Origin of the sequence: Pseudomonas cyclaminis (assembly GCF_015163715.1) — a bacterium.
In the GTDB taxonomy this organism is placed as follows: domain Bacteria; phylum Pseudomonadota; class Gammaproteobacteria; order Pseudomonadales; family Pseudomonadaceae; genus Aquipseudomonas; species Aquipseudomonas cyclaminis.
Genome location: NZ_JADDUM010000059.1, coordinates 45,835 through 54,058, shown reverse-complemented (window position 1 = coordinate 54,058; position 8,224 = coordinate 45,835). Strand labels below are relative to the sequence as shown.

Sequence of the window (8,224 nt, the reverse complement as noted above, 5' to 3'; positions counted from 1 at the left end):
GCGCTGGGCTGCGAAGCAGCCCTGAACCAGGCGCTGAGTTCCAACAGAAAGATCCCGCCGTGCGGCGTATATCGGCGTCATCTTTTGTATCAAAGACCCTGTAAGATACGCCGCACTTAGCCAGGGATGCTCACCATGTTCGATTCGCTCAAAGCCATCAGCCGTCGTGTTGTCGGCGTGTTTCTGACCGTGGTGGGGGCCGTTTTCGGCCAATGGCATCCTCCGCTGTGGCTACGAGCTATCGGCCGTGGCGTGGCGAAACTGGGCGCTAAAGCCCGCGCTTACCCGCGTCAGACAGGTGCCGGGGTTATCGGGCTCGTGCTGCTCGCGGCGGCTGGCTTCTACGGCTGGCACTGGTATTCCAACCTGCCGCAGCCGCATACCGCGAGCTACTCGCTGCACAAGCCCAACCTGACTGACTACACCCAGCCCACGCCGGTTGTGGATAACTTGCAGGTGCGCTTCGCTGAGTCCGTGGCGCCGCTTGCCGCCATTGGCAAGCCTGTTACCGAGGGCATTACCCTCAAGCCTGAGGTCGCGGGCACCTGGCGCTGGGCGGATGACCGCAGCCTGTTGTTCGTGCCGGAAAAAGACTGGCCCATCGACGCCCATTACACCCTCGATCTGGCCAAGAAAAACCTGCTGGCAGACGGCGTATTGCTGGATCAGTACAGCACCCAGTTCTCCACCCAACCGTTCCGCGCCACCCTGGCCGCCAACGAGTTGTACCAGGATCCATCCAACCCGACGCTGAAACAGCTGGTGGCGACCTTCCGGTTTTCCCACCCGGTGGATGAAGACAACCTACGCAAGCGTGTAACCGTGACCCTCGGCAAAGGCCTGGCCTACCGCGACGCCCAGTTGCCCAATCGCCCGGAAATAACCTTCGACGAGAAAAAGCTCAACGCCTACGTACGTTCCGCCGCCCTGGCCACCCCGCTGGAAAGCACCCCGGTCAGCGCCAAGCTCGACGAAGGCATCAAGGCCCGTGACGGCGGCAATGCCAGCGCAGCGCCGTTGGTGGCCGAGGTCACCGTACCCGGCCGCTATCGCCTGACCTTTACCGGCGCTGAAGTCAGCTTTGTTGATAACGAACGCGCCGAGCCTGAGCCAGTGCTGATGTTCAGCAGTTCCAGCGCCGTAGCCGATGACACCATCGCCGGTAAGGTCCAGGCCTGGTTGTTGCCAGAAAAAGCCCAGGACGACACGCGTCCTTACACCACCAATGAGATCGACGACGCCCTGCTCGCCCGCAGCACCAAGGTCAACCTGACACACGTGCCCAGCGTCGAACCGCTGAACACACTGCACGCCTTCAAGTTCAAGGCCCCGGCCGGTCGTGCGCTGTATGTGCGCGTGCCCGCCAACCTGGAAGCCATTGGCGGTTATCTGGCAAAAAATCCTACGGCGTCGCTGGTGAGCATGCCGGCGTATCCGCGCACGTTGCAGTTCCTGTCTGACGGCGCCCTGCTCAGCCTCACCGGCGAAAAACGCCTGGGCTTCATGGCCCGTGGCGTGCCAGGCGCCCATGTGGAAATCGCCCGCCTGCTGCCCAACCAGTTGCAGCACTTGGTGGACCAGAGCAGCGGCAGTTTTGCCCGGCCGAACTTCGGCAATGAGTATTTTGATCGCATGGTCGAGCGTCAGTCCCTGGACATTGCGCTGTCATCCAATGACCCGGCCAAAACCGTCTACGACAACGTGGACTTGAGCCACTACCTCACCGCCAATGGCGGCCGTCGCGGCATTTTTGTGCTCAAGCTCAGCCCACAGGATGAGCCGGCCGAGCGTACCTTCGACTACGACCGCAGCAGCACCAGCGACCTGCGGTTTATCGTGGTGACTGACCTGGGCATCATTGCCAAGCGCTCCAGTGACGGCAGCCATGATGTGTATGTGCAGTCCATCGGCAATGGTTCGCCGGTGGCCGACGCGCAGGTCGACATCATCGGCCGCAACGGCTTGCCGGTGAGCAGCGGCCACACCGACGGCGAGGGCCATGTGCATTTCGCCAAGCTGGATGAACTGCGCCGTGAGAAAACGCCGCTGATGTATGTGGTCAGTCGCGGCAATGACCAGTCGTTCCTGCCGATTGCCCGTCAGTCCCAGCAGTTGGATTTGTCGCGCTTCGACGTAGGCGGTTTGGAAGAAGACGGTGCGATTGATCGCCTCAGCGCCTACCTGTTTACCGACCGCGGCCTGTACCGACCTGGCGAAACCGCACACTTGGGCATGATCGTGCGCAGCGGCAACTGGAAAGGCGCCCTGCAGGGCCTGCCGGTGGAGCTGCAGATCACCGACCCACGCGGTCTGGAAGTGATTCGCCAGCCGCTGAAGCTGTCCGCCAGCGGGTTTGAAACCTTTGATTTCCCCAGCAGCGAAGTCGCCCCCGCCGGGGAATACACCGCGACCTTGCAGTTGATTGGCCAGAAACAGACCCGCACCGACCTGGGCAGTGTCAGCTTCAAGGTCCGCGACTTCGAGCCGGACCGCATGAAAGTCAGCCTGAGCCTGCACGACACACCGGTGCAGGGCTGGATTCCCCCGGACCAGGTTGTGGCCAAAGTCACCGCCATGCACCTGTTCGGCGCCCCGGCTGCGGGCCGTCGCGTCACCGCGAAAATGTCCCTGAGCCCGACGCTCGCGGCCTTCGACCGTTACCCCGACTACCGCTTCCGCCTCAATGATTCCCTGGAGGACGCCAGCACCGAAGACCTAGCCGAAACCACCGTCGACGATAACGGCCAGGCGGTGCTGGACCTCAACCTGCAACGTTTCGCCAACAGCACCTATCGCTTGCAGGTGATGACCCAGGTGTTCGAGGCCGAAGGGGGCCGCAACGTGGCGGCGCAAAGTGCGTTGCTGGTGTCGTCCGCGCCGTACCTGGTGGGTGTGAAAAGTCAGGACTCGCTGTCGTACGTCGCCAAGGACGCACCGCGCCAGGTGCAATGGCTGGCGGTCGCGCCAGACCTTTCGCCGTTGGCGGTGGATGGCCTGACCAGCGAAGTGGTCGAGCATCGTTATGTGTCGGTGCTGGTGAAGCAATCCAACGGCACCTACAAGTACGAGTCGCGCATCAAGAACATCAGCCAACCGGCCTCACCGCTGGAGATGACCAAGGACGGCGCCAAGCAGACCCTGAACACCGGCACGCCAGGGGATTTCACCCTGCAAGTGAAGGACGCCAACGGCAACCTGCTCAACCAGATCGACTACAGCGTGGCCGGGCGCGGTAACACTTCGCGCTCCCTGGAGCGTAATGCCGAGCTGCAGCTGCGCCTGGATAAACGCAGCTACGCCACCGGTGATGAGATCGCCATCAGCATTCGCGCGCCGTACACCGGCGCGGGCTTGATCACCATCGAGCGCGACAAGGTCTACACCCAGCAGTGGTTCAAGGCTGACAGCACCAACAGCGTGCAACATATCCGCGTACCTGCGGGGCTTGAGGGCAATGCCTACGTCAACGTGCAGTTCGTGCGCGACATCGGCTCGTCTGAGGTTTATATGAGCCCGCTGTCCTACGGCGTGGTGCCCTTCAGCATCAACCTGGATGCGCGGCGCATGGCACTGAAGGTCGAAGGTCCGGCGAAGATCGAGCCGGGGCAGACCTTGGATATCAAGGTCAACGCCGACCGGCCGGGCCGCGCAGTGATCTACGCGGTGGACGAAGGCATCCTGCAAGTGGCGCGCTATCAGACGCCGGATCCGCTGGGTTTCTTCTTCCAGAAACGTGCGCTGGAGGTCGGCACCAGTCAGATCCTTGACTTGATCCTGCCGGAATTCAGCCGCCTGCTCAGTGGGGCAGCGCCGGGTGGCGATACGGAAGGCGCCCTGGCCAACCATCTCAACCCGTTCAAGCGTAAACATCAGCCGCCGGTGGCCTGGTGGTCCGGGCTGGTGGATTTGCCGGCCGGTGAGACCGTGTTGCATTACCAGGTACCGGACAGCTTCAATGGCAAGTTGCACCTGTTTGCCGTCGCGGTGGATACCGACAGCGTGGGCGTCAGCGAGGCCACGACCGACGTGCGCGGGCCGATTGTGATCACGCCCAACGTACCGGCCTTTGTGGCGCCGGGGGATGTGTTCAACGTCAGCGCCGGGGTGTTCAGCAACCTCGATGCAGCGGCGGATGTGAAGTTTGAAGTGCAGACCAGCACCGGCCTCGTGGTGCAGGGCAACAAGGGCGGCACCCTGTCGCTGCAACCGCGCAAGGAAGGCACTGCGGAGTTCAAGATCAAGGTCGGCGACACGCTCGGGTCGGCGGACCTGCGCTTTGTCGCGGTGCTGCCGGATGGCAAGCGGATCCAGGTGGCAGAAACCACCTCGATCCGGCCATTGAGCGAGCATCGCGTGGCCCTGAGCCTGGGTCGTTTCGACAGCGCCAGCAAAGAACTCAAGCCCACACGTGAACTGTTCAGCCAACTGCGTGATGTGCAACTGGGCGTGGCCGCCTCGCCGCTGGTATGGGCCAACGGCCTCAAGCATTACCTGGATGACTACGGCTATGCGTGCACCGAGCAATTGGTGTCCAAGGCCATGCCGGCCTTGATCTGGGGCGGCACCGCACCCGAGGCTGAGCAAGCCTTCAACAGCGCGGTGCGCATGTTGCGCCAGCGTCAGAACCAGGCCGGTGGCTTTGGTTTGTGGGCGGCCAACCCGGACGTGGCGCCGTACGCCAGCCTGTACGCAACCGACTTCCTGATCGAAGCCAAGGAGCGCGGGCTGCCGGTGCCGGAAGATCTGCTGGTGCGGTCCAATGCGTATCTGACAGACCTGGCCAACGGCCCGAGCGAAGGTCTGTCGGAATTGCGCAACCGTGCCTACGCCAGTTACCTGCTGAGCCGTCAGGGGATTCTGGTGAGCGGCGCGCTGAGCGACATCCGCGAGCGCTACGAAAGTTACTTCAAGGACAGCTGGCAGAACGACCTGGGCGCTGCCTACCTGGCAGCCAGCTACAAACTGCTCAAGCAGGATCGCCAGGCCGATACGCTGTTTCGCAAAACCCCATGGCGTTCGCTGGTGGATAAGTGGGACAGCGACGGTTTGTACTACGACCCACTCGTGCACGACGCCGAACACTTGCACCTGCTGGCGCGCCACTTCCCGGAACTGATGGATGACGTGCCCACGGCGCTGCTGGACAAGCTAGGTAAACGCCTCAACGAGCAGCGCTACAACTCGCTGTCGGCGGCCTTGTTGCTGCGCGCCTTGGACAACTATGGCGAGCGTGCGCAAAGCGACATGACTCTCAAGGCCACCGCCTGGCTGAGCGACAAGCAGCAACAATTGCTGGAGATGGCCGGCCAGCCACCGCGTGCCGCCGTACCGGGTGCCACGCAGAAGCTGGTCATGGAAAAATCCGACGGCCCTGCGGCCTTCTACATGCTCAGCGAGGCCGGTTTCGATAAGGGTGCCAAGCTCAAGCCGATCAACAATGGCCTGGAAATCATCCATGAATACCTCGACCTCAAAGGCGAGCCGGTGAGCAAGGTGGCGGTGGGCGAGGAGTTCCTGGTGCGCCTGCGTCTGCGCGCCACCGACCGTGATCAGGTACAGCAAGTGGCTGTGGTTGACCTACTGCCGGGTGGCGTCGAGCCTGTGTATAACTTGCCGCCGGAGCCGGAAGCCGCCAGCACCGAGGAAAGTGAAGGCGACGATTCCGAGTATGTGGAAACCGCTGACGGCGAAGAAGCCGACACCTGGCAAGCGCCCATCGGCGAAACCGAGCTGAGCAACTGGCAGCCGGACTACGTGGATGTGCGGGATGATCGGGTGGTGTTGTACGGCACTGCGCTGCGGGATGTAGGCACTTTCGTGTACCGCGTGCGCGCCACCAATGCAGGGACGTTCAACACGCCACCGGCCTACGCCGAAGGCATGTACGAAACCACCCTGCAAGGACGCGGCAAAGTAGGCCAGCTTGAAATTACCAAGCCTTAGACGCCTGGCGCCCCTGCTGGCAGCGGCGTGTGTACTGGCGGGGCTGCGGCTGTGGCCCCATGCGCCGCTGGAACAGGCCGTCACTTCGTCGCGGGTGGTGTTGGCCGACGATGGCTCGTTGCTGCGCATGACCCTCGCGGATGACGGCCAATATCGCCTGTGGCTACCGCTGGAGCGCATTTCGCCTTCATTGATTGAGGCCCTGCTGCTCAAGGAAGACCGCAATTTCTACTGGCACCCGGGGATCAATCCCCCGGCGTTGCTGCGGGCGGCCATGGCCACCTACAGCGGTGGCCAGCGCCAGGGCGGCTCGACCTTGAGCATGCAACTGGCGCGGCGCCTGTGGGATCTCAACACCCGCCAGGTGCCCGGCAAATTGCAGCAGATGGCGTTGGCGCTGTGGCTGGAGGCGCGCTACAGCAAACACGACATCCTTGAGGCGTACCTGAACCTGGCGCCCATGGGCGGCAATATCGAAGGTGCCGAAGCGGCCAGCCGCATTTACTTCGGTAAGTCGGCGGCGCAGTTGTCATTGTCCGAAGCCTTGGCATTGGCGGTGATTCCTCAGCAACCGGGCCGTCGGGCGCGCTTCGGGCCTTCGCTGCAAAACGCCCGGCTGCGCCTGATGGCTGACTGGCGCGAGACTTATCCACAAGACCTGCGCAACGACAGTCTGCTGGACTTACCCCTGGAAGCACGCAACCGCCAGCAGATTCCTTTTTTGGCGCCACACGTGAGCGAACAATTGCTGGCATCCCAGGCCGGTAACGAATTGAACAGCACCCTCAATCTGCCTTTGCAGCAATTGCTGGAGCGCCTGATCAGCGGGTTTATCGCCGAACGGCGCAGCACCGGTGTGGAAAACGCCACGGCGATCCTGATCGACAGCCGCGACCTGAGCGTGAAGGCGTTGGTGGGCTCGGCGGATTACTTATCCACAAGCATCCATGGGCAGGTCAATGGCGTGCTTTCACGGCGCTCGCCGGGGTCAACGCTCAAGCCGTTTCTCTACGGGCTGGCGCTGGACCAAGGGGTGATTCACCCCATGAGCATCCTCAAGGACTTACCGAGTAACTTCGGCTACTTCCAACCGGAAAACTTCGACGGCAGTTTTGTCGGGCCACTGACGGCGCGGGATGCGTTGATCCGTAGTCGCAATATTCCGGCCGTGTGGCTGGCCAGCCAGGTCAAGTCGCCGTCTCTCTACGGTTTGCTGCAACGCGCCGGCATCAAAGGCCTGCGCGACGAAAGCCATTACGGCCTGGCCCTGGCACTGGGTGGTGGCGAGATGACCCCGGAGGAGCTGGCGCGGCTGTATGTGATGTTAGCGGGAGACGGGCATCTGCGGCCGTTGCGCTACTTGCAGGAACAGCCGCAAACCACTGGCCCGCAGCTGCTCACGCCCCAGGCGGCCTTTATGGTGCGCGACATGCTACGGCGCAACCCGCGTCCGGATGGTCTGCCAGGCCGCCACTGGCGCACCGCCTGGAAAACCGGCACGTCATGGGGTTTCCACGATGCGTGGAGCGCCGGTCTGGTCGGTCCGTATGTGCTGGTGGTGTGGGTGGGTAACTTCGATGGCCGGCCGAACCCGGCGTTTATCGGTGCCAAGACCGCCGCGCCGTTGTTCTTCCGCATTGCTGACGCGTTGCCCCTGGCATTGCCCAACGTCGCAATCAAAGCCGACAAACCACCCGCCGGGCTGGTGCGCATCGATGTCTGCGCCGCCTCCGGCGAGCTGCCCAACCGCTGGTGCCCGCAAACCCGTAAGACCTGGTACATCCCCGGCGTCTCGCCGATTCGCGTGTCCAACCTGCACCGCCCGGTGCTGATCGACACCCGTACCGGCAAGGCCGCCTGCCCGCCATTCGATCCGCAATACACGCGAGAGGAAATCTTCGAATTCTGGCCCAGCGACGTGCAACGCCTGTACCGCGCCGCCGGCCTGCCCCGCCGCACGCCACCCAGCGTGATGAAAAACTGCCAGCCCAACCGCATCACCGACCAGAGCGAAGCGCCGCAGATTCGCTCACCGCTGACCCAGGTGAGCTACCAACTGCGGCTGTCCCAACCCCAGGAAAGCATCCCGCTGAACGCCAACGCCGCCAGCGATGCAACGACCCTGTACTGGTTCGCCGACCAGACCCTGATCGGCCAGGGCACACCGCAAGCCACGCTGAACTGGCGGCCGGGCAAGTCGGGGGAATATCGGTTAAGGGTCAGTGATGATCAGGGGCGCAGTGCGAGTAGGGGGTTGAAGGTGGAGTTTGTGCCGTGAGCC

At 62.9% G+C, this 8,224-nt stretch carries 2 protein-coding genes; both read left to right on the top strand.

Translation table 11 applies throughout. The features are described 5' to 3' along the window. The first annotated feature begins 135 nt into the window (after window positions 1-135). A complete protein-coding gene (locus IQK56_RS09395) occupies window positions 136-5,943 on the top strand; it encodes an alpha-2-macroglobulin (protein WP_193901645.1) in 5,808 nt (1,935 codons plus the stop codon). Next, entirely contained in the window at window positions 5,924-8,221 is a 2,298-nt protein-coding gene (pbpC, locus tag IQK56_RS09390) for a penicillin-binding protein 1C (RefSeq protein ID WP_193862181.1), read from the top strand. The genes IQK56_RS09395 and pbpC overlap by 20 nt, the downstream gene beginning before the upstream one ends. The last annotated feature ends 3 nt before the right edge of the window (window positions 8,222-8,224 follow it).

Bases quoted from the DNA above. Each gene is read 5' to 3' on its own strand.
- IQK56_RS09395 (WP_193901645.1), top strand. From the start codon at position 136: ATGTTCGATTCGCTCAAAGCCATCAGCCGTCGTGTTGTCGGCGTGTTT.